Here is a 21,498-nt window from a genome sequence, read left to right as displayed (position 1 = left end):
CTCGCGAATTATCCCTTCCGGGAGAACAAAGTGGCGTTCGTACATGGGAGTATCCCTTCCGGGAGAACAAAGTGGCGTTCGTACATGGGAGTATCCCTTCCGGGAGAACAAAGTGGCGTTCGTACATGGGAGTATCCCTTCCGGGAGAACAATAGGCCGCTCGTGCCCGTACGAACGGCCCACGAAGCCTCCCGGGCGGTGACGCTCTCGGTACGAGCGCGTCCCCTCGACGCACGAGCGGTCGTGTCGGTCGCGAGGAGGCTCCACCGGAGACGATGAGCGCGGCGCGTGACGCACGAGAAGGCGTCGCGCGCGCGCCGCATGCGACTACCATCGCCGCCATGGGGTCCTTCTTCGGCAACGTGCAGGTGCGGGGCAACACGTGGCTCATGACCGCGGTCGTGAACGCCATCCGAAAGGGCGCGGAGGGCGCCGACGAGGTCACCGATCCGGCGCTCGCGGATCGCACCGTGCTCGTCTTGCCCCCGGACGCGGGCGGGTTCATCACGGTCTACGACGAGGCGGGCGAAGGCGCGGGCGGGCTCGACGACCTCGCGGCGAAGGTCTCGCGCGCCGCGCGGGGTCACGCGTTCTCGGTGCTCGTGCACGACAGCGACGTGCTCCGGCTCGGCCTCTTCCGCTCGGGCGAGCGGCGCGACACGTTCGACTCGTACCCCGACTACTTCGGCGACGGCGAGACCACGAAGAAGAAGCCCAAGCCCGGCGCGCCTCGAAAGGACGCGGGGGATCCGCGCGCGTGGGAGCCCCTGCTCGCGCCCGGCCACACCCAGGACGACCTCCGGGCCGCCTTCGCCGCGGAGGATCTCTTCGCCGAGTCGACGCTCCGGAAGATCGCCGAGCAGCTCGGGTGCGATCCGGCGCGCGTGAGCACGGGCTATCGCTACGTGACGACGGGCGGCGCCGCGCTCCCCGAGGGCACGGTGACGCTGCGGTTCCGCGCGAAGGAGCGCCCGGCCTACGAGGCCACGAGCGAGGGCCCCCCGAAGCTCGAGGTGCACATGCCCTACGGAGAGGCGCGGCAGGCGCTCGCCGTGGGGGACGAGCTCCGCCTCCCGTTCGCGGCGAAGAACGTCGGCGGGGCCTCGCGCGGGCTCACTGTCACGGTGTGGGGCGATGGGCTCACGAAGGAGCTCGTCGCTGTCGAGCGCTTCGAGGTGCTGCTCGGCAACGTGCTCGCGGGGGCCAAACATACGACGCACGTGCCCGAGGCGCGTGTCTCGGAGGCGGGCGAGCGCCTGCTGGTGGTCGACCTCCCCGACGCCGAGCTCACGGCCGGCACCGCGATGCCCGTCTTCTCGCCGGGGGTCGACGTGCGCCGCGCGATGGACGCGTGGCAGCGCGCGATGGTGCACGTGAACGTGGTGGGCAAGGTCGTGGCGCCGGGCGAGGGCTCGCTCCTCTGCGCGCTCGTCCCCCGCGAGAACCGCGACGAGGGCGCCTGGGCGGGCACGTACATGCTCGCGCTCGACCCGCCCTTCGCGAAGCCTCTCCGCGCGGCGCTCGAGGCGGACATGCCCGGCGGCATCTCGCACCTCCTCCGGCCCCTCGCGGGCACACGCTACCTCACGGCGCTCGTCGCGATCGACGCGCCGCGCGCCGAGGCCGCCTCGTTCGCGCGCGAGGCCCTCACGCTCCTCCGTGACACGCTCGGCGATGGAGGCGGTGAGGTCTCGACCGCGATCTATCGGAAGGATCCGGGCGCGCGGCCGAAGAGCGGGAAGGGCAAGGCCAAGTCTCTCCTCTTCGGGAAGCGGCTCGAGGGCCTCGTCGACGCGATGGTGAACGAGTCCCAGGTCGACGTCACGGTGTACGACGGGCCCGCGTTCGATCCGGAGACCGGGCCGCGCCCCGCGGTCTTCGGGCTCACGTTCGGCACCACGGTGCTCCCCGATCGCGAGGAGGCGCGGGTGCCGACGCTCTCTCTCTGGTTCGACACGGAGGCCGCGTCGGTGCCGCGCGCGCATCGGGAGAAGGTCGTCGAGGAGCTCCGCGCCGGGCTCGTCGCGATCGTCGATCGGGCCATGGCCCAGAAGGGGGTGCAGGCGTCCGTCTTTCGTGTGGGCGCGCCCTCGTCGATGGGGGCGACCGCGTACGAGACCGCGTGCCGTCAGCCGCACGCCGTGGGGACGCAGCGCGCCTTCGTCACGCGGTACCTGCGCGTCCCCGGGGACGACACCACGTGGCTCGGGCCGACGCTCGTGGCCGCCCTCGGCGAAGCGGGGAGAGGGGCGCTCGCGCGCCTCGGAGACGTCGGGCCCTGCGGGGGCGGGCTGCGTGTCACGCTGCGCGATCGGGCGCGCTTCGCGGAGCTCGAGCAGGCGCTCGCGCCGCTCTTGCCGACGTACGAAGAGGCCCACGCCCTCGCGCGCACCCTCCTCCGCGGAGAGAGCGCGTAGCTCCTGCGGTCACGCCGAGATCGAGAGGAACCGCGGGCGCGTCGCCGAGGGCCTCGAGGCCTCGTGTGCCCCGAGCCCGAGGGCGCGCCGGAGCTCGCCGTGCTCGCGCGACACGGCGAAGAGGAAGAGGGCCGCGCGGCGCTCGTGGGGAGGGGCGTCCCCCGGGCGCTGCGCGAGGCCCCCGAGCGCCTTGTGGGCGAGCCTCACGTCCTGCACGAGCAGGAGCCCGGCGCGGTCGCACGTGCGGGTGGCCGCGCGCACGAACCCGCGGAGATCGAGGGTGCCGCCGGCGCGCTGGGTGGCCTCGGCGGCCTCGCGGAGGGCGCGGCGCTCGGCGTCGGTCGGCGTGAGGTGCGACGGGTGGCCGAGGCCGATGCGGAGCCCCTCGGCGACGAGCGCGCGGAGATCGGCCTCGGGGAAGCGCGTGGCCTCCGCGAGCCGCGGCCTCGCCCCCGCGACGAGGCCTCCCAGCAAGAACGGGAGCTCGGCCCGTACGAAGCGCGCCGCGGTGGCGTCGACCACGAGCGCGCCCGCGCGGTCCCACGTGAACGGCGCGCCTCGCCCCTTGGCGAAGGTGAGCTCGGGGGCGGGAGAGGCGAGGATCTCGGACGCGTCGGCGAGGGCGCTCGCGAGCTCGTGGTCGCCTAGGCTCGGCGCGCGCGTGTGCCCACGCTTCGCGGAGCCCCGCGCGACGACCGCGCTCATGGTGCGGAGGAGGACGACGAGCGAAGGCTCGAGCGCGCCTTCGCCGAGGTGCGAGGCCCACGCGGCGTCCGACAGCGCGCCCGGGATCTCCTCGAGGGGGACGGGGGCCGACGTCGCGAGGAGCGCCGCCTCGGCTGCCGTGAGCGCGCGCAGGCACGCCGTGATCTGGGTCGCCGTCCGGGCCTCGTCGAGCCGGCCTTGGCGCTCGCGCACGGCGGCGAGGCGCGTCGAGGTCGCGGGGTCGAGCGGATCCCGCGCGAGATCCTCGATCAAGAGGTCCGCGGCGCGATCGAGCTCGTCGCGCTGGACGAGGAGCAGCACGCCGCGCTTCTGGAGGCCGGCCTCGTCGGGGGAGAGGCGCCGCGCGGCGTCGAGGGCCCGCTTCGCGCGGTCCACGTCCCCGAGGCGGCTCGCGTAGACGTGGGAGAGGCGCTCGAAGAGGTGGGCCGTGAGCGTGGCGTCGCCGCCGTCCTTCACGCGGGCGATCATGCGGAGGTAGGCGCGCTCGAGGCCGCGAAAATCTCCCGACGTGTCGTGGACGCGGGTGAGGGCGGCGAAGTCGTCGAGGCGCGTCGGGTCCGCGTCGAGGGCGGCCTCGTACGCGGCGGCCGCGGCGCGTGGGTCGTCGAGGTGCTTCGCGAGGATGCCTGCGCGCACGGAGAGGTAACGGGCCTTCGCCTCGGGACGAGGGGTGCGCGTGGCGATGGCCTCGAGCACCGCGGCGAGGCGCCCGTGGTCGCCCGTCTCGCCGTGGAGCCGCATGGCCACGTGCCACTGCGCGACGTCGTCGGGCTCGAGGGCGCACGCGGCGTCGGCGAGCCGCGCGGCCGTGGCTTTGTCCCCGAGGCCCTCCTCGGCGAGGCGCACGGCGGCGACGAGCACCTGGAAACGCGCCTTGGTGCACGAGGTCGCCGAGGCGAGCGCCACTCGGGCCTCGAGGGCGCGACGCAGGTTCCCTTGGGCCTCGTACGCGTCGCCTGCGAGGGCGAGGGCCGCGCGCCTTCGGGGGGCGAGCGCGTCTCCGCCTTCGGGGCCCGTGAGGCCCGAGACCACGCGGAGCACGGCGTCGGGCTCGCCGCGGCGGGCGAGGGACTCGGCGAGGCGGACGCGGTCGTCGGAGGAGAGCTCGGCGCACCGGGCGACGAGCCCGAAGGCGAGCGGGAACGAGCGGGGCTCGGCGTCGAGGGCGGGCGCGCCGACGAGGGAGACGAGCGCGGCGAGCGGGGCGTGCGGCTCGCGGGCCTCGGAGGTGACCAAGGCGGCGAGGGCGAGGGCACGTTTGGGCTCTCCCACGGCGAGGGCCGCGGCCACGGCCACACGAACGAGCTCGCCGGCCACGGCGAAGCGCGCCTCGCGGAGGGCGAGGGGAGCGAGCCTCTCGCAGGCCTCGAGGGTGTCGGAGCTGCGCCCTTCGGCGACGAGGTGCCGGAGGGCCGCGGCCGCCGCGCGTTCGTTCGAGGGATCGGCGTCGTACGCCTCGAGCACCGCGGCGCGCGCGCCGGCCTCGTCGCCCTCCGCGTCGAGCGCCTTCCCGAGAGCGAGGGCGAGCCGCGCGCGTGTGCGAGGCGCGAGGTCCCGAGGGGCCGCGTCGAGGGCGCGGCGTAGGGTGACCTTCGACGCGAGCACGGCACGGAACGCGGGATCGGAGGCGAGCTCGGACCGGCCGAGCGTGTACGATGGCGAGGCCACGAGGGCCGACGCCAGGTGCGCAGCGCGCTTCTCGCCCGGGGGCGTCGACGCGGCGAGGGCGAGCCACTCGCGCGCCTTCGCGTCGGCGTCGCCGTGGAGCGGGATGAGCCTCGCGCGGTGCTCGCGTGCCCGACGTGTGTCCCCCGCGCGCTCCGCGGCGCGCACGGCCCGCGCGCAGAGCTCCGCGCTCTCGGGGGTGGCCGCGAGGGCGTGCTCCAAGAGGTCGACGGCGCGCGCCGGCTCTCCCTCGGCCTCGAGCACGTCGGCGGCGCGCGCGAGCACCCGGGCGCGCTCCGCGGGGGAGGCGAGCCCGCGCGCGTAGGTGCAGGAGACCGCGACGAACCGCGCCGGATCGCGGAGCTTCGTGTGGCAGAAGAGGAGCCCCTCGAACGCCGCGGCCGACCTCGGGGCGAGCTCGAGCGCCTCGCGGTAGAGCGCGACGGCGTCGGCGTAGCGCCCCTCGCTCCGGGCGAGCACGTCGGCGTGCCTCGTCTTCGCGCGGGCGCGCTCGTCGCCCGAGGTGAGCGCCGCGAGGGTCTCGAGCGCCCGCTTCTGCTCTTCGAACCGACCGAGCGCCCGCGCGGCGGCCTCGAACGACCAGAGGAGCGAGGTGTCCTCGGGGGTGAGGGCGAGGGCCGCCTCGAAGCGGGCGAAGGCCTCGTCGGCGCTCGCGGCCGCGTCGCCGAGCCGAGCTAGGACGTGGGCGCGCAAGGTTCGGGACGTCGCGCGCTCCAAGGCACGCACGAGCCACACGACGTGCGCCCGCGGCTCGGCCCCGGGGAGCCGCATCGCGGCGTCGGCCTCTCCGAGCAACACCACTGGGTGCGACGCGTCGAGCTTCGCGAGCTCGAGGCGGTAGGTCGCGGCGAGATCCGGCGCGCCGAGGAGCCCCTCGAGCCAGGTCGCGGCGTGCGCGAGCAGGGCGATCCGCTTCGCGACCGGGGCCGAGGCGAGCGCCGCGACCACGGCGCGGACGAGCTCCTCGGCGCGCCCTAGCTTCCGCGCGAGGCGCTCGGCCTGCTCGGCCACGTCGGAGTCCTCCGGCGCGCCCGCGAGCGCCTCGAGCAGGCCGTCGAGCGCCTGCCCCGGGTCGTCGAGCTCGTCCTCGAGGACGCCCGCCACACGCAGGAGGAGCCGCGCCCGGAGGGGCGGAGACGTGGTCGCGTCGAGGGCCTCGAGCAGGCACGCCAGGGCACCTTCGGGATCCCCGGCGTCGAGCCTCTCCCGCTCCTCGGGGCTCGCGTCGGCGCGCCACGCCGCGGCTCGGGGCTCCGGCACGGCCCTCGGCGCCGCGAGGCTGGGGCCGGCGAACGAAAGATCCATGGTCGCGTAGCTCGGGCGCTCGATCGCCGCGAGGCGGAGCTTCCGGAGCACGCTCGGATCGATTTCGCTCGTGGGGCTCGGGTCGTCGAGGACACACTCGATCTCGAGCGAGACGACCTCGACCTCTTCTTCACCGGCGTGGCTCGGGCACATGCCGTCCTCTCAGCAAGCTCCGGGCCCACGCCTCGCGGCGCAGGCGCCTCGGCCACGGTGCCCCTCGCGTCGGAGCACGGCGAGGCCCCGTCGGGTCCTCGGTCGCGCCGCCGCGATCCACCCGCCCACGGAGCGGGCTCGGTCGCGCTCGAAAATGTGCATGGTGCCTGCAATCGTCGCGTGGGAGCGGAAGGCACGCTCGTTGCTGCGGGGACGACGAACGGAGGCCGCCGTGCTCGAACGCCACGACTTCTTCTCTCTCGAGCGACCCATCCAAGACCGGCTCGTCGCCGTGCTTCGTCGTGAAGCGCGCCCGGCGTTGCTCGCGAAAGAGGCGCTCCCGGAGCGCGGTCCGCTCGTGCTCGCGGTCCTCGCGGCGCTCACGGTGGCCGTGTGCGCGGTGGGCCTCGCAGGCCTCGGGGATCCGTCGTCGCCGCTCTTTCGTCACTCTCCCGCCGCGCTCGTTCTCTATGCGGCGTGGCTCACGGGCGTCGGGGCGTCGGTCGTCGTCCTCGGCAGGAGCGCGCGCCGGAGGAAGGCCATGCCGCTCCCGGTGGGGCGTTACCTGCTCGCGTCGGGGGTGCTCGAGGTGCGCGCCTCCGGGCTCACGTGGGCGCGGCTCGTGTCGGCCGAGGTGGTGGGCGACACGGTGGTGGGCCGCGCCGGGGATCGTGGCTTCACGTTCCGTCTCGCCGCGAGCGAGCGCGACGCGGTCGCTCGGGAGCTCGCCGAGGTCGCCTCGGGTGGGCCCTCGTCGGCCGAGGCGAGCCCGTTCGAGCTGCCGAGGTTCGGCTGTCCGGTCGCCCCGCTCGCCCCGCGCAGGTTCGAGCTCTCGCCGTTCGAACGGTTCCCCGTCCCGCTCACGCTCGTGTGGGCGCTCCCGCTCGCGGGGCTCCTCTTCGTAGGGCGCGAGGTCGCGACCGACGCGCGTGCCTTCCACGCGGCGCGCACCCGCGACGACGTCGGCACGTACGAGGCCTACCTCCGCCGCGGAAAGAGCCACGTCGCCGAGGTCCGCGACACGCACCTGCCGCGCGCCGCCCTCCGCGACGCGAAGGCCGAGGGCACCGTCGAGGCGATCACCCGCTTTCGGAAGGCCTACCCCGTGACGAACATCGAGCCCGAGGTCGCGGCGGCGCGCCGCGCGGCCGTCCTCGAGGAGCTCGCGCGGGCCGTGAAGAAGGGAGACCTTGCGTCGCTCCGCGCCCACGCCGCGGCGTACCCGACCGAAGCGAAGGCCGAGCGCGACGAGGCCATCGCGAAGCACGTCGCGGCCGAGCGCGAGCGCGCCCTCCATAGGCTCGGCGGGCGCGATCCGCTCGGCCTCCGCGCGGCCATCGCGGGCCTCCACGCCCCGTCGGCCGAGCCCACGGTCGTGGTGCTCGAGGCCGTGTCGGAGGTGGGCCCGGGCCTCGCGCAGGCCGAGCGCGCCGTCCAGCGGACCATCACCTTCAACGGCAAGCGCACGCTCCCGAGCGCCCTCCTCACCCAGGCAGACCTCACCGCGCGCGCCACGGCCTCGTCCCTCGCCGTCCGCGCCGCGCTCGCCCCGCTCCTCGAGACCGACGCCGTGGTCGTCGCCGACGCGCGCCCCTCCGGCGCGAAGGAGAAGGTCGCGCGCCTCGTGGTGGTGCGGCGGGTCGACTGGTCGGGGCGCGTGTTCACGAGCTTGAAGCCGCGGGTGTCGGTGGCCGGCCTCAACGTCGCGTACGACGTGTCCCTCGTGCTCCCCTCGGGCGCGCGCCCCGTCGTGTGGCGGACGCACGTCTCGACCGGCGTGCACGCCGCCCAGATCAAGCGCGATCCCACGGGCGCCCTCGAGGAGCGCCTCACCCGCGAAATGGAGGACGAGGCCGACCGCGTGCTCGTCGAGCGCCTCGAGCGTGCCCTCGCCAAGAAGGTGGTGCAGGCGTCGCGCTGACACGGCCGCCCCGAGCGTGTGTGCCAGCGCGTGGCACACGCAGTCGACCCCGGGGCCCTGGCGTGCGCAAGTGCTGGATAGGATTCCCGGATTCGACGGCGATAGCCCCGGGCATGGCTTCTGCAAAAGCCTGCCTCATGGCTTCTCGACTTCCTCTCCTCCGCTCGGCGCATCTCTTCCTCTTCCCCATGGCCGTGGCCGCGGCCGCGGTCACGAGCCTCGCTTCGGAGGCCCGCGCCGACGCCGAGGTCGCGCCGTACGAGCCCGCGTCGTCGGAGCCGGTCGTGGCGCTCAGCGTCCACCCGACCCGCAGCGGCGAGTTCGCCGTGTTCATGCGGGGCGCGAGGGGCACGGCGTTCGTCGCGGTGCGCGGGGGCGTCGGCGTCGAGCTCCAGCCTACGGCCATCGGCTCGTCGACGGTCGGCCTCGCCACGGCGCCCACGCGGGATCGCGGGGACGCGCACGTCGCGCTCCTTGGCAACGGAGGGGAGCTCCGGTCGTTCGTGGCCGACCTCTCGGGCGGCGCGTTCCGCGAGGCCGAGGGCACCTCCCGCACCGCGGGCTACGCGACGGCCCAGCGCCTCTCGATGGGCTTCACGGACCGCCCCGTCATCGGCGTCTCCACGTCGACGAGCCTCCAGCTCGGGGACGTGTTCGGCCCGGCCGTGACCGTGGAGCCTCCCGGGGTCGCGGGGCCGCCCGTGGTCGCTTCGGCGGCTGGCGAGGCCTTCGTCCTCACGCCGGTCGCCGCCGGAATGACCATCCAACACGTCGCGGCCGACGGGCGGAGCGTCGAAGCGGCGACGCGCGCCTCCTCTTCGGGGGGCGTGCCTTCGGAGGTCGGCCTCGTCCCGCTCGGGAAGGGGGCGCTCGCCGTCATGTGGCCGGCGAGCCGAACCACCGCGACGACCACGGTCGTCCCGCTCACGCTCTCGGCGTCGGTCACGCTCGTCCCTGGCACGGCCTCGCGGTCGCTCTCGGGCGTGGTGGGCCTCGTCGCCGATCCCGAGGCCCCGCTCGGCGCCGACGCGAAGATCCTCCGGATCGAGGGCGGGCGGCTCACCGAGTCTTCCTGGAACGCCGAGGCCAAGGCCTCGGGGCCCGAGGCGACGAACACGGTGGCCTCGTCCACCGACACCGTCAGCGCGGTCGAGGGCGCGTGCGACGCGAAGGGGTGCCTCTACGCGTTCGCCGACGGGCTCGGTGTACGCACGATCTACTCGCCCCGCGCCGGCGCATCGAACGAGGCGCGCATCTCGCTCCCCGTCACCGGCGGGAGGACGAGCGGCACCTCGACCATGTACGACTCCGGGTGCTCCCAGGCGCCCGGCAGCCCGGCGGGCTCGAAGCTCGCGGCGCTCGCTGTGCTCGGGCTCGCGCTCGGAGTGGCGCGTCGTCGTCGCCCCGCCGCGGGGTGATCTCCGAGGTCGCGCGCGCGCGTGTCACCAGACGATCGCCTCGAGGAGCCGCTGGAGCTTCTCGGCGTGGCGAGGGCACGCCGCCCGCACCCACGAGACGCGGCCCTCGAGGTGCGCGCGGAAGTCGGGGTGACCGTCGCGGTTCTGGGACGTGGGCCCCTTCGTCACGCAGTTCGTGAGGATCGCCTCGAGGCGCTCGCGCTCGGCTCGTGGCACCGCGGCCTGCGTGTTCACCACGAGCCCGCAGACGACCTGGCGATCTCCGCGTCGGCGGACGGACGACTTCGCGACGTTCGGCTCGAAGCCCTCGTCCCGGACGATGTCCAGCATCGCGCGGAGGGCGAGGGCGCGCGCCCGATCGAGGTCGCGACCGCCCGAGAGCACGAGGTCGTCGGCGTACCGCCCGTAGACACCGCCGAGCGAGCGCGCGAGGGCGCTCAGGCGTACGTCGAGCCCGTACGCGACGAGGTTCGCGAGCGAAGGCGACGTCGGGGCGCCTTGCGCGAGGTGAGGCACGCGGAGCACGACCCGTCGCCCCCCACGGGAGCCCCACGAGGTGCGCCTCGGGCGTCGCCACCGTGGTGAGCGCGGTGAGCGTGCGCCGCACCTCGTCGGGGTAGCCCATGGCGCGGAACACACCTCCGACGCGCGCCGCGGTCACGTGGCTGAAGAAGTCCCGGAGATCGGCGCGGATGACCACGGCCTTGCCGACGTGGGACAGCGCGTGGTCCAAGGCCGACATGCGCCTCACGAACCCGTGGGCCGCGGGGTGCGCCGGCACGTCGACGAGGATCCGATCGAGCACCCGCCGTTGAAGCTCCCGTAGCCGCGGCTTCGGGATCTCGAGCACCCGCAAGGTCCCGTCGCGCTTCGGGATACATCGCACGTGGTGATGGCGGAGGTGCTCCTCCCGCGCCACGCGCGCGAGCCCACGGCGATCCGCGAGCGCGTCGAGCGTGTCCGGGGTCGTGCCCAGGAGGTCGGCGAGCGCCCCCACGGTCGTCGCCTCGGGTACACGCACGTGGGAGGGGCCCATGGCGGGCTCGTCCACGACGAGCGCACGGAGCCTCGCTTGCGGGAACCGTCGCCACACCGGGTGACGCACGAGCACGTCGGCGAGCGCGTCCCTCGCGTGCCGTGGGGCGCGCACGAACGCGTCACGCGCCACCCTCGCGATGGCCCTGTGGCGGCCCTCGACCCGAGGGTGACCGAGCATGTGCGCGACGCGGGCGGCCATGGCGTGAGGCTCCCACTCTCCCCCGAGGAGGGCGCTCGCGACGAGGCGCGCCATCGGAGGAGGCCTCATGGTTCGGCGTCCTGCGAGGAGCGTGCGGCGGCGAGGCCCGACGAATCCCGTCGTACCGCGGGAAACCTCGACGTAGGTCGAGCGCACCCGCGGCGACGCCACGCACGATCCCGAGTCGTACCCCGGGGTAACCCCGGAGAGGTGAGGGGTCTCACCGGCTCGAGCCTTCGCCGCCGCACGCCTTCAAGGTACGGCGTAGCCTTCGTACCCGTCGACGGAAAAATGAGCGCGACTATCCCGTGGTCATGGCGGGGGCCCTACCTCGCGGCAGCAGCGGGTGCCGGTCTCTTGGCCCCCGTACTCGGGCCCGTGACCGACCTGGAACTGGCGGCAAGCGTGCCGGCTCGGGATCCAATACGAGCCCTTCAGCACCTGCTTCCACCCGTACTTCCCCGCCCCGTCGGCGCGGACCCACTCCTCCACGTTGCCCGCCATGTCGACGACCCCGAACGGGCTCGTGCACGCGGGGCTCGCGCCGACGGCCTTCCGGTGGTCGGCGAGCTTCCCCTGTTTGTCGCGGAGGCCCTCGAACGTGTCGACGTTGCACGCCTTCGAGTCGCGCTCGTACCCGTACGGGTAGGGGAGCATGGCCTCGCCCTCGCATGCGAACTGCCACTCGCTCTCGGTGCACACGCGGGCGCCCGCCTTCGCGCAGAGCCCCCTCGCGGCGTCGAACGAGACGAAGTGCGCCGGGAGCTCCGAGCTCGCCTCTCTCCGCTCGGTGCGATCGATGCAGTAGCGCATGGCGACACGCGCTCCTTTGCACACGGACGGCCCGTACTTCTTGCACCGGAAGTGCGCGTACTTCGTGCCCGGAGGATCCATCCACTGCTCGCACGGCTGCTCGACCTCGGGGCAGTAACTGCCCGACACGAGCACCATCCCGTCGGGGCATGCGTCTGTCGCGGGAGAGGATCCTGTCTCGGGCAGCGGCTTCGCGGCGACGGGGGAGGCGGCCTCTGCGAGGTCATGCGCCTCCCGGCTGGCGTGCGTGAGCTCGGTCCGCCCAAGAGACGCGGGCGTGTCTCGCGCCGAGCAAGCCACGCCGAGCGTGGCCACGACGAAGAGGGGCACGAGCGGGCGGAGCTGCGCGAGTTGGCGCCGAGAGGCCGACATGCGGACGGCTCAAAGCACGGATTTCTTCGGGCGGAAACCCACGCGGCCGTTCCGTCGGTGCCTTCGCTACGCTCCCTTTCGGGTGCGCGGCTCCGCCTCACGTCAGTCGAGGCCCTGTCGGCCGGGGACCCAGTACGTCTTGGTCCGCACGTCGGCGAGGCCTCTCTCTTTCAGCGCGGCGCGCAGACGGAGGATGAGCTCGGAGCCGCCCGTAAGCGCGATCGCCGCCGAAGGTGCCTCCTCGCGCGCTCGGACGATGGCGTCGACGAGGCCGGCCGTGTCGCCTCGCGCGAGGACCGAGGCCGACCCGAGGCCGACCCGCGCCGCCGCCGCACGCACGTCGGTGACCTCGCTCGCCTCGAGCACGGCGGTGACTCGTCCCGCGCGCGCGGCCTCGAAGCTCGCGGCCACGGCGACGCTCGTCTCGTCGCCGACGACGATCGCGCGCCCTTCGGGAAGCACGAGGGAGCGTTGCGGCCCCACGAAGCGGAGCTCGTCGCCCTCTTTCACGCTCGCGGCCCAGCGCCCGCCGGGGCCAGGGGCGTGCCTCCACCCGAGCAGCACGATTCCCTCGGATGTGGCGATTGGCGTGTAGGTGCGCATGTCGTCGCCCGGGAGGAGGAGCTGGAGCTTCGTGCCCGGCTCGGCCCGCTCGACCTCGCCGCGCAGCACGACGCGGGAGAATCCTCCCACCTCCTCGACCCCGACGACCTGCGCGCGCCGTAAAAAAGCGCCACCGAGGAGGCGCACGAGCGTGCCTTTCGCGGACATCAACGGCACCGAGCGAAGAACGTTTTGGCCATGCAGGTCATTGGCAAAACCCTAGTTCCGCGGTCGAGGCGTGTCCATCACGCGGCGAGGTCGTCGCCCGTAAAGATAGCTAGGGACGACGAATCGAAATAGGGAATCTGGCCCTCGTCGGCGCTCACGGTCAGGGGCGGCGCGGACCGCAGCAGCGATACCCCACTTGCGAGCCCGAGTACTCGGGGCCATGCTCGGCGGTCGTCGCGCGGCACCGGTTGCGCCCTGGCAGCCACCATCCCCCATGGAGGACCGAGCGCTGCGGCCCCTTCGTGCGGTGCACCCACTCGTCCACGTTCCCCGTCATGTGATGCACACCGAAGGGGCTCGTGCAGCGCGGAAACTCGGTCACCTTGGCGCGGAGGTCGCGGAGCTTTCCGTCCTTCCCGCCGAGGTTCCGCTGATCGATGTTGCAGGCCGAGCTGTCTCGCGAGAGGCCATACGGGTAGGGCAGCATGGCCTCTCCCTCGCACGCGAACACCCACTCGGGCTCGGTGCACAGCGAGAGCCCGCGCGCCTCGCAAGCCTTCGTCGCGGCGACGAACGACACGTTCACGACGGGAAGCAAGGTGTCCGCGTCGTGGGCCTCTTCGCGGTCGATGCAGAAGTCGAGAGGCCTGCGTGTCCCCTTGCATCGGGTCGGCGCGAACTCGGCGCACCGGAGGTTCTGGTAGGGCGGCGGATCGAGCCACCGCTTGCACGACTCTTCCACCTCGTCGCACGCGTCGCCGCGCACGTGAACCATCCCGTCCGGGCACGGAGGTGGTCCTCTCGGCGGCCCCGCGTCTTCCGTCGAGGCCGGAGCTCCCGGCGCAGCCGAAGGGGGCGTGCTCGGGCTCGGGGCGGTGAGAGGAACGATCGATGCGACGACGAGACCCAGAAGTGCGCGAGGCTTGTGGAGGACCACGACTGCTCCCTCCTTGGGGCACGGATGCGCCCACCCTCACAGCGTGAGTCGCATCCGCGCCCGCGACAAGGCGGCGCGCGCGTTCAAGGGTCGGGCCTGGACGCCTCGGCGGAGAGCGACCTGTCGACCCGCTCCATCGCCCTCGAGAACCACGCCTCGAGGCTCCCACGGAACGGCCACATGAAGCCGTAGTCCGGACCCGTAAATCGCTGAAATATATGTTCTTTTAGCCCGAGAGCGGCGTCCCGTCCGTACACCTCGGCGGTGGCGAGCAGGGTCTCTTCGTAGGCCTCTTGTTCGATGCGCGCGCGCCCGTAGGCGAGCCCGAGCGGAAAGTACGGCACGAGGTAGACGAACGCCATCCAGAGGTCGCCCATGCGGCGCCGCTGCCGGAGGTGCACCCGCTCGTGACGCAGGAGCACGTACCTGTCGAGGTCCGGCATGGCGTTCCACGTGTCGGGCACCCAGAGCGTGCCGAAGAGGACCGTGTGGTACCGCGTGAGGTACGTCCTCATGCCGCCGAGGGTGACGACACGCAAGAACACGTCGATCGCCTTCTGGAGGCCGCTCGTCCTCTTGGAGAGGATGCGGAACGTCGGGAACTCCTCGAGGATCTCCTTCACGAGCGCGTCGCTTCGAGGGTGTGTCACGGTCGCACCTCGGGCATGTCGGCGCGCCCGCGCCCGTCGTGGGCGAGCACGAGCGCGTCGCCGCGTCTCTGGAAGCCGTGCTGCTCGAAGGTGGACCGCTCGGGGTGGGACGTGGCGTCGAGCCCGTCGATCGTCCGGAGAGAGAACGCGCGCATCCCTCGGCCCGAGAGCGCGGCGAGCACGCGGGAGAGGGCGCGCGCGGCCAGATCGGCGGCGAGGCGACCGTCTCCTCCGTGGGCGCCCGGAAACGTGACGAGCCCGTCCCCGCCGCGAGAGACCCACGCCGCGAGCACTCCGTCGACGAGCGCGGCGTGCGCCCCCGCCGAGCGTGTGGGGTGCGCGGACGGGCGCGTCTCCGGGAAGGGGAGGGCGGCTCCATAAGCGAACGCCGGATCGACGGCCGAGACCCAGTGGAGCGCGTCACCGTCGCTCTCACGGGCCGCGCGCAGGCGGTCGTCCGCGCCCGGGAGCGCGAACTGCGTGGTCCCCCGGCCTTCGACGAAATAGCCTCTCCGGCACATCCCTCGGTCCTCGAGGGCCGAGAGGACGTCGTAGAGGGCCGAAAATCCCCCGGCGACGCCCTCGTACCCGAGCGCCTCGCGGAGCAGCACGCCGTGACGCTCGAGCAGGCGCTTCGTCAGGGCCGTCCTCCGCTCGGTGGGGGTCGCCGCGAGCTCGCGTGGGCGCACCGAGAAGCGGCCCTCCGTGCCCGGGAGCACGGCCCGCCGAGCCGTCCGCGCGAGGGGCCTCGAAGGCCGTGTCTTCCGGCGATCGGAGTGGGTGGCGGCGAACGCGCTCCGCAGCGGCTCGAGGGTGTCGTTCGTGAGGTGACCGGCCCACACGAGCTCGTGGAGAGCGGCGGCGAGGTCGTTCGGGAAGCCTCCCATCGCGCGCGAGACGTCGTGAAAGAAGAGCGCCCCTCGGGCCTCGAAGAGGGCGAGGACCTTCTCCGCGAGCTCGGAGAGGGGCACGTCGGTCGGCCGCCTGCCCAGCGTATCGGCGTTCTCGCCGAGGGTGAGCGCGATCCTCCCGTCGTTCGTGCCGAGCGCCTCGATGCCCTCCCATCGCACCTCCCCCGAGGCGAGGAGCGCGTCGAGATCCCACGGCCGGTAGCCGGGCACACGCGCGGGGAGCACGTCGGCTTCGAGGACCGACAGGGGCAGCGGGCACGCCTCGAGCCTCTCGATGGCCTCGAGCAGGCGGTCCGGATCGGCCGAGCTTCGCTCTCGCTCCTTCGGCGCCTCGTGCACCGTGGCGACGCCATGCCACGCCAGGGAGAAGCGCGCGAACACGGCGGCCTCCACGGGCGCGACCTCGTGCCTCAGCGCGAAGAGCGTCCGCCTCCGCAGCGCCTTCAAGATCTCGCGGTCGGCGTACTCGGGGGAGCCATCTCCCTCGGGCAAAAAGGCTCCCCGAGCGACCCGACCGTCGCGCACGAGCGGCTCGAACGCTTGGACCACCGCGTCGATCGAGAGGCCGTACCGCGCTCCGATGGTGCGCGCCGAGAAGGGCGCGTGGGTGCGGGCGTACCGCGCGAAGAGGCTCACCCGCGGATCGCTCGACTTCTCGAGGAAGACGAGCGGGATCCCGTGAGGGAGGACGACCCCGAGCCCGTCGCGGTAGCGTGACGCGTCCTCGACCGCGACGAGGCGGAGCTCCTCGGCGATACGCACCTCGGTGGCTCGTTTGTCGCGCAAGAGCTCGGCGATGGCCTCTTCGGCGCCTTCACGGGTCGTGAACCGCGCGCGCACCTCGTGCCGGGACAGGTCGCCGACGTAGAGCAACAGATCGTGGAGCGCGTCGGCCGATCCGAGGGGGAAGGCCCGCCGCTGGAGCTCGTCCTCGAGCGCGTCGGAGAGCTTCGGATCGAGGAGCTTGCGCATCTCCCCTTCACCGAGCAGCGCTCGGAGCTCGTCGGGATCGACCAGCAGGGCTTGCGCGCGCCTCTCGGCCAAGGGCGCGTCTCCGTCGTAGAGGAAGTTTCCCACGAACGAGAAGAGCAGGCTCTTCGCGAACGTCGACGGGACCTTCGTGTCCACCACGCGCACGGCGATCTTGCGCGCCTTGATGGCCTCGAGGACGGACACGAGGCCGGGCATGTCGAACGCGTCGGCGAGGCACTCGCGGTGCACCTCGAGCATGAGCGGGAACTCGGGGAAGCGTGACGCTACCGCCATGAGATCACTGGCTTTTTTGCGCAGGGCCCATAGCGGGGTGCGTTTGCCCGGGGTGCGCTTCGGCAAGAGCAGCGCGCGCCCGGCGGCCTCACGGAACCGCGCCGCGAAGAGCGCCGTGTGCCCCACCTCCCGAGTCACGAGGTCGACGACCGCGACAGGATCGTGGAGGAGCGTGTCGAGCGCGGGAGGAGCGTCGCCCTCGGGGACCCGGAGCGTGATCCCGTCGTCCGTGTAGACGGCCTCGACGTCCCCATCGCGCACGGCGGAGATGGCCGCGCGGATGGCGATCGACCAAGGCGCGTGCACGCGGGCCCCGAACGGCGACAGGATGCAGATGCGGTGATCTCCGAGCTCGTCCTGGAAACGCTCGACGACGATGGTCTTGTCCGTGGGGACGTGGCCCGCCTCGCGTAGACCCTGGTGCACGTACTCGGCGAGCACGCGCGCTCCTTCGGGCTCGATGCCGAGCGTCGTTTCCAAGAAGGCGCGCGCGTCGTCCTCGTCGCGGGAGGCGAGCTCCCGGGTGAGCCCGCCGATCCGTGTGCCGAAGGTCATCGCGCGCCCGAGCTTGTCGCCGTGCCAGAACGGGGGTCGACCCTCGGTGCCCGGCGCGGGCACCACGAGCACGCGGTCCTTCGAGATGTCGGTCACCTTCCACGACGAGGCGCCGAGGAAGAACGTGTCTCCCTCGCGCAGCTCGAACACCATCTCTTCGTCGAGCTCGCCGACCCGGCGGCTCTTCGGGCCCGCGCCCTCTTCCCCCCCTCGGTCGAGGAACACCCCGTAGAGGCCCCGCTCGGGGATCGTCCCAGCGTTGAGCACGGCGAGCTTCTTCGCGAAGGGCCGGGGCCGGAGGAGCCCCGTGCGCCTGTCCCAGGTGAGCCTCGGGCGGAGCTCCGAGAAGTCGGCCGAGGGATACCTGCCGGACAGCATGTCGAGCACGCCGTCGAAGGCGGTCCGCGGCAACTCCCCGAAGGCTGCCGCGCGGCGCACGAGCGAAAACAGCGTGTCGACGTGGACGGGCTCGGGCGCCTCGATGTCGGCGATCGACAGGCCGGTCGCGACGATGGCGACGATCTGCTGCGCGAGCACGTCGAGCGGGTTCTTCGGCGCGCGTGTGGGCTCGATATCCCCCTCTTCGATCGCCCGTTTGGCGGCGACCGCGGCCAAGAGGTCCGCCTTGTGCTTCGGCAAGAGCAGGCCCTCGGAGACCGCGCCGACCGAGTGCCCCGCGCGCCCGATGCGCTGGATGCCCGACGCTACCGAAGGCGGGGACTCGATCTGCACGACCTGATCCACGGCGCCCATGTCGATGCCGAGCTCCAGCGACGACGTGGCGACGATCGCCCGCAGCTCTCCCCGTTTGAGCTTGTCCTCGATCTCCTCGCGGGCGTCGTGGGCGAGAGAGCCGTGATGCGCGAGCGCGAGCGGGGGCCTCACCTCTCCCTCTGCGAGCGGTCTCGTCTCGGCGTCGAGGTCGTTCAGGGCCGACGCGAGGCGCTCCGCGAGGCGCCGGCTGTTCACGAAGATCATGGTCGACCGCTTCGCCATCAGCGTCTCGTAGAGGCGCGCGTGGAGCTTCGGCCACGCCGACATCGCGCGTCGCTCGTCCGGGTCGAGCGCACCTTCACCTACGAAGGCGCCTTCGGGCACGCCCACGACCACGCGGTATCGTTTGTCGCTCGGGGCGGCCTCGATGGCGACCTCGCGGGGGGCGTCTCCGTGCCGCCCGCCGAGCACCTCCGCGACGAGCTCGAGCGGCTTCTGCGTGGCCGAGAGGCCGATGCGGAGGAGCTTCGGGCACATGGGGCGCGCCGCCTCGCGCAAGGCCTCGAGCCGTTCGAGCGACAGGAAGAAGTGGGCCCCGCGTTTCTCGCCGGCGAGCTGGTGGATCTCGTCCACGATGACGGTGTCGATCGAGGCGAGCACCTTCCGCGCGCGCCCGGAGAGCATCAAGTAGAGCGACTCGGGCGTCGTCACCAAGATGTCCGGCGGGCTCTTGATGTGGGCCGCGCGCTCCTTCGTCGAGGTGTCGCCGGTGCGCACGCCCACCGTGACGGGTCGTACGCGCTCTCCGTCGTGCGAGGCGAGCGCGTCGATGCCGGCGAGAGGCGCCCTCAGGTTTCTCTCCACGTCGACGGCCAGCGCCTTGAGCGGCGACACGTAGAGGACCCGGAGCGCCTCGCTCGGCGAGCTCGGGGCGGGACCGAACGACAGGCGATCGATCGCATAGAGAAAGGCCGCGAGCGTCTTGCCCGAGCCCGTAGGGGCCGAGAGGAGCACGGAGCGTCCGTGGGCGATGTGGTCCCACGCGAGGGCTTGCGCGCGCGTCGGCTCGCCGAGCGAGCCACGGAACCATCGCCGAGTCGCCCCCGAGAAGGGCGCGAGCGGATCGGTGACCGCCTGAGTTTTTCCCTTCGGCACGCCGAGAGGATGGCGGAGGTCGGCGCACCCTGCTAGCGAAACCCGCCATGAAGCTCGTGCGTCGAGGGGTCGCGGTCGTTTGGCTCGGGCTCGTGTGGGCGTGTGGCACGGCGAGTCCCTCGGCGCCTCCTTCGGGTTCTCCGGAGGTCGACGCCTCGCCGGTCGACGACGCGAGCCCTCCGCTCGACGCGAGCCCTCCGCTCGACGCGAGCGACGCCTCGATCGACAAGGGCGCCCGTTGCGCGAGCGCCTTCGGGAACGCGCTGCCGAGAGGTTTCGTTCGGGTCGACGGTACGGTGCTCGCCATCGTCGAGCCCCGGCACACCACGTGCGCGCTCCCGAACGACGATCACGTGGTCCTCCAGGTGCGCATGCAGGGGGCCGTGTACCGTATGGTCGTCAACGTCCAGTCCGACCGCGCCGGGCAGGATCCGCGGGTCTTCTTCCTCACGAAGAACGTCTCGCTCCCAGGGCCGCCGTGGCAAGAGGGCGCCCACGCGGGGCTCACGCTCGACTACACGAAGGACCTCGGCGTCCAGGCCAAAGACTTCACCCCGTACACGATGAACGAGCTCTCGGCGAAGGTGTCCGACCTCATCCCGCTCGACGGCAAGGTGAGTGTCTTCGCCGACGGCTCGGGCGGAGCGTCCACGCACCTCGTGCACCGCAACGACGGCACGAAAGACGGCGCGATCGTGATCGACGCCGACGGCCCGCGCCCCACGGCGCTCCTCTTCCGGTTTTCGAACCAAGACTTCTGACGGGCCCACCGTCGCCCGGGCGGGCGAAACGGCGGGACAAAATCTGTATTGAATTCAAAGGCTTAGAACGAGCTACAGGAGCTCGCCGCATGCCGTGTCGGGCACCTTCGGCTCGCGGACGAACGTGGTCGCGCGGGCGGCCTGCCGGTTCGGGCGAACGGTCGACGTGCGCGTCGTGCCGGCGCTCTCGAGCACGAGGCGGTACGTCTCGCCGGCTCGCGACGCTTCGACCAACACGTCTCCCTCGCGCGCGCCACCCATGAAGGCTGCCCCACCGGGCTCGAGGCCCACGAGGCGCCGATCGGGTGCATCCAGCGTGGCGTCGAGATCGAACCCGAGCCGCTCGCGAAAGACCGCGCCGGCGGACTTGCGGAAGCAGGGGCCGAGGGCGTCGTCCGGCACGGGAGGCTCCTTCCCGAGCGCGACGACGTCGAAGCGCGTCTCTCGGCCGAGGGCTCGTCCGAGGAGCGCCTGCCACTCGGTCTCGGTGACGAAGCGCGCCTTTTTTCCATCGATCGCCGCGGTCACGAGGGGTCGAAGCTCGTCGTCGAAGGTCTTCCCCGGGTGCGCGCGGCGGTAGGCGCCGTAGACCGCGAACGCATGGAGGGCTCCTCGGGTCGCGAGCTCGGCGCGGGCATCGGGGGAGCTCGCCCTCGCGGCGAGGAGCTCCGTGTGGCGACGGTCCTTGAGGGGGGAGAGCGCGTGCGCGGCGTAGAGACCACCGAGCCACGTCGCGACGTCGCGTGGTGCCACGAGGCCGAGGCGCGAGAGCAGCCGGACCGCCGTGAAGCGCGCGAGCCCTTCGTCGAACCACGTGCCATCGGCGCCGTCGTCGCTCCGCACGGCGAGCCGACCTCCGAGCCACGGGCGCTGGAGGGCGAGCGCGATTCGCGTGCGAAGGGCGAACCCCCACGGCTCGCTCGGGCCGAGGTGGACGAGCGTCGCCCCCGGGAGCTCGAGGAGCGCGACGTGGCCCTCGGGCCTCGCGCTCGAGACGAAGGCGAGCGCGTGCCCCTCGGCACCCCCGCCCTTCCAGGTCTCGCGGAGCGCGGTTCGAACCTGGGCGATCTCGGCGGCCGCAGGGCGCGGGTCGAACGCCGTGTACCCGAGCCACGCCACCTCGTCGCGATCGCCGGCGTCCCGGAACGTAGCGGTCCCGAGCGACCCCGCGACGAACATGCCGTAGGCGAGGGCCTCGAAGGTCGTGGTCCGCGTCCTCGTGCGGCCCACCCCCAAGGTCGTGAGGGCTCCCTCTGCGGCGATGCGTGACCCGTCGACCACGAGGGAAATCTCTCGCGGGGTGTCGTGAGGCCGCGACGGCACGGGCGTGCACGACCGGAGGAGCCCCCTCGCGCGATCCTCCGCGACCACGAGCTCGGCGAGAGGACCTCGTGGGTCGGACGACGCGCGCACGCGGAACGAGAGCTCGAGCCGCCCACGCGCGGGCCGGCCGAGCCGAACGGTGGAGGTCTGATTCGCGGTCTCCGGCGAGACCGAGGCGGCGAGAGGCCCGCCATCGTCCCGAGCCGAGAGGCCGTCGATGTCCCGGTGGGCGCGCGCGATCGAGAAGGTCTGCGCGCCGTCGAGGGCACATGCGAGGCGGACCGACAGGTGGGCGTCCGGCTCGGGAACGAGGGCCAACGTGCAGGACGTGTCCTGCGTTCGAGGCTCTGGCGCGGGCCGTGTGCACGGCGGGACCTCGCGCGCGACGGGGGCCGGAGGGGCGCACG

The 21,498-nt window shown here is 73.0% G+C and carries 11 protein-coding genes; 3 read left to right on the top strand and 8 right to left on the bottom strand.

The annotated features are described in order from the left end of the window. Positions 1–341: 341 nt before the first annotated feature. Complete coding sequence (locus IPK71_26730; protein MBK8217338.1) at positions 342–2,417, top strand: hypothetical protein; 2,076 nt, start codon at positions 342–344, stop codon at positions 2,415–2,417. A 9-nt stretch (positions 2,418–2,426) separates the two neighbouring features. On the opposite strand, the gene IPK71_26725 is transcribed toward IPK71_26730, so the two are convergent. After that, positions 2,427–6,287 carry a hypothetical protein gene (locus IPK71_26725; protein MBK8217337.1) on the bottom strand — a complete coding sequence of 1,287 codons (3,861 nt, stop codon included), beginning with the start codon at positions 6,285–6,287 and terminating at the stop codon, positions 2,427–2,429. A 232-nt stretch (positions 6,288–6,519) separates the two neighbouring features. Between IPK71_26725 and IPK71_26720 the strand changes: the two genes are divergently transcribed. Next, positions 6,520–8,208, top strand: a complete 1,689-nt coding sequence (locus IPK71_26720; protein ID MBK8217336.1) for a hypothetical protein — start codon at positions 6,520–6,522, stop codon at positions 8,206–8,208. Between the two features lie 1,266 nt (positions 8,209–9,474). Here the strand turns inward: IPK71_26720 and IPK71_26715 are convergent. From IPK71_26715 to IPK71_26690, 6 genes are all read right to left on the bottom strand, one after another. Beyond that, on the bottom strand, positions 9,475–10,932 hold the full coding sequence (locus IPK71_26715; GenBank protein ID MBK8217335.1) for a hypothetical protein: 1,458 nt from the start codon (positions 10,930–10,932) through the stop codon (positions 9,475–9,477). Positions 10,933–11,175: 243 nt separating this feature from the next. Then, entirely contained in the window at positions 11,176–12,048 is an 873-nt protein-coding gene (locus IPK71_26710; GenBank protein MBK8217334.1) for an SUMF1/EgtB/PvdO family nonheme iron enzyme, read from the bottom strand. Positions 12,049–12,150: 102 nt separating this feature from the next. Further along, the gene (locus IPK71_26705) at positions 12,151–12,819 is read right to left on the bottom strand and encodes a siderophore-interacting protein (GenBank protein MBK8217333.1); all 669 of its coding nucleotides are present in this window, start codon (positions 12,817–12,819) and stop codon (positions 12,151–12,153) included. A 160-nt stretch (positions 12,820–12,979) separates the two neighbouring features. Further along, positions 12,980–13,585 carry an SUMF1/EgtB/PvdO family nonheme iron enzyme gene (locus IPK71_26700; GenBank protein MBK8217332.1) on the bottom strand — a complete coding sequence of 202 codons (606 nt, stop codon included), beginning with the start codon at positions 13,583–13,585 and terminating at the stop codon, positions 12,980–12,982. A gap of 254 nt (positions 13,586–13,839) precedes the next feature. Then, positions 13,840–14,406 carry a hypothetical protein gene (locus IPK71_26695; protein MBK8217331.1) on the bottom strand — a complete coding sequence of 189 codons (567 nt, stop codon included), beginning with the start codon at positions 14,404–14,406 and terminating at the stop codon, positions 13,840–13,842. Next, on the bottom strand, positions 14,403–19,007 hold the full coding sequence (locus tag IPK71_26690; protein MBK8217330.1) for a DEAD/DEAH box helicase: 4,605 nt from the start codon (positions 19,005–19,007) through the stop codon (positions 14,403–14,405). The genes IPK71_26695 and IPK71_26690 overlap by 4 nt, the downstream gene beginning before the upstream one ends. Before the next feature lie 47 nt (positions 19,008–19,054). Between IPK71_26690 and IPK71_26685 the strand changes: the two genes are divergently transcribed. After that, complete coding sequence (locus IPK71_26685) at positions 19,055–19,768, top strand: hypothetical protein (GenBank protein ID MBK8217329.1); 714 nt, start codon at positions 19,055–19,057, stop codon at positions 19,766–19,768. Between the two features lie 72 nt (positions 19,769–19,840). Here the strand turns inward: IPK71_26685 and IPK71_26680 are convergent, their stop codons facing one another. Continuing rightward, the gene (locus tag IPK71_26680) at positions 19,841–21,409 is read right to left on the bottom strand and encodes a hypothetical protein (GenBank protein MBK8217328.1); all 1,569 of its coding nucleotides are present in this window, start codon (positions 21,407–21,409) and stop codon (positions 19,841–19,843) included. Between the last annotated feature and the right edge of the window lie 89 nt (positions 21,410–21,498).

Source organism: Myxococcales bacterium, from assembly GCA_016712525.1.
GTDB lineage: Bacteria > Myxococcota_A > Polyangia > Polyangiales > Polyangiaceae > JAAFHV01.
Note: the sequence above shows the minus strand (reverse complement) of the source record. Positions and strands in the feature narration are given on the sequence as shown.